Source organism: Rhodococcus sp. (in: high G+C Gram-positive bacteria), from assembly GCF_049286785.1.
GTDB lineage: Bacteria > Actinomycetota > Actinomycetes > Mycobacteriales > Mycobacteriaceae > Rhodococcus_F.
In genome coordinates this window covers 1-1,592 of the sequence record NZ_JBAQEO010000647.1, presented here as the reverse complement: position 1 = coordinate 1,592, position 1,592 = coordinate 1, and the positions used below count along the sequence as shown (strand labels likewise).

The window sequence follows — 1,592 nt, the reverse complement described above, 5'->3', positions numbered from 1 at the left end:
CCCCAGACCATCGACTTCCCAAGAGAAGGCGCCAGCGAGGAAGAGCCTCGTACGGACAGTCTCACCCAGAGCCGTGGGTGACCCGGCCCAGCTCTGCGACCGCGCACGTCCTTCGTCCACTCCACGTGCCTATCGGTACGAACTCATCGACTCTCCCGGCCTGTTGCGTTTCATGAGGTTGGTGACGCGGTCGGTGCAAATCGGTAGCTGAGGGCGCGGGTCTCTATCGGCAGGATGAGAAGTGCGACCAACTCGTCCCGACCGGAAAGAGACCCGCGTGTCCCACCGCAACGCCCCACTGACCCCTGCCGAAAGATTGCGCGCCTCATCCACCGCGGCCAGCACCATCCGATCGCGCACGTCGCCGCCGAAGCGGGGATTTCCCGCCAGTGTCTGTCGAAGTGGGTGAACCGGTACCGCACCGGCGGTAACGCCGGCCTGCACGACCGCGTCAGCGTCCCGCACCACCAACCCGCCGCCCTCGACCCGGAGCTGGTCGACAAGATCGAGAAGTTGCTGACAGTTGCACCGCGACAGGAAAAGGTCCGCCCGCCGCATCGCCGGCGAACTCCAGGCCGAAGGGCACATCGTCTCCCTCTCCACAGTCGGACGATGGCTGGTGCGTGTGGGTATCAACCGCCGCCGGTTCCTCGACCCGAACGGGGCCGCGAACCGCAAACACCCGAACACCGTCGTCGCCCGGTACCCCGGTCAACGGACACGTCGACATCAAAGAAGGTCGGCCGGATACCCGACCGCGGCGGCTGGCGCATCCACGGCCGCGGCAGCGAACACGCCAAGACCGTCGATCGCGGCAAGAAACGCGGCACCCGCACCGGCTACGTCTACCTGCACTCGATCGTCGACGGATTCTCCCGCCTCGAGTCTCCCCCAAGCACTACGTGCAGGGAGGTATCCCCACCGAAGCGCTTCCCGGCGAGAAGGGCATCACCGCAGTCGGTTTCATCAGCCGCGCCCGAGCGTTCTTCGCCGCCCACGCCATCGCCCGGTTCACCCGCGTGGTCACCGACAACGGGGCGTGCTACCACTCGGCGGTATTCGCTCGCACCCTCGGCGGCATGCGGCACCAGTTCATCCGGCCCTCCACCCCACGCCACAACGGCAAGGTCGAGCGCTTTGGGCCGCATCCTGGCCGAGGAGTTCCTCTACGCCCGCGAATGGACCAGCGAACAACACCGATCCCAGGCACTCGAAGTCTGGAACGTCCACTACAACTACCGACTTATCGTCGAAGCCAGCACCGGAACGCGGAAGTATCGCAGCGAGGGCGATGACGGGTTACGCCCGAAGCGGGCTGGGCGTCCGCCGAAGTACGTCGACTCCGAGCCGGGCGAGTGCAGTGAGTTGGAGCAGCTGCGGTCGGAGAAGGAGCGGTTCCGGGCGGAAGTCGCGTACCTTGGAAATTGCGGGCCTTGAGGGTGCAGGAACGACGGTGAAGGTCCGCCGTGATAGAGAACTTCTTCGGTCACCTCAAAGAAGAACTCTTCCACCACATCCGATACCTCAGCATCGATGCATTGACCACTGCGCTGCACGACTACATCCATTGGTACAACAATGAACGTATATCC

1 protein-coding gene and 1 pseudogene are annotated in these 1,592 nt (G+C 64.6%); both read left to right on the top strand.

Annotated features, from left to right (window positions below; genetic code table 11):
• Positions 1-277: 277 nt before the first annotated feature.
• Positions 278-1,239, top strand: a pseudogene (locus tag WAW17_RS23410) (helix-turn-helix domain-containing protein); the annotation flags it as partial.
• A gap of 227 nt (positions 1,240-1,466) precedes the next feature.
• Positions 1,467-1,592, top strand: a 126-nt coding sequence (locus WAW17_RS23405; RefSeq protein ID WP_422335293.1) for an IS3 family transposase, incomplete at its 3' end; no start/stop codon positions are given.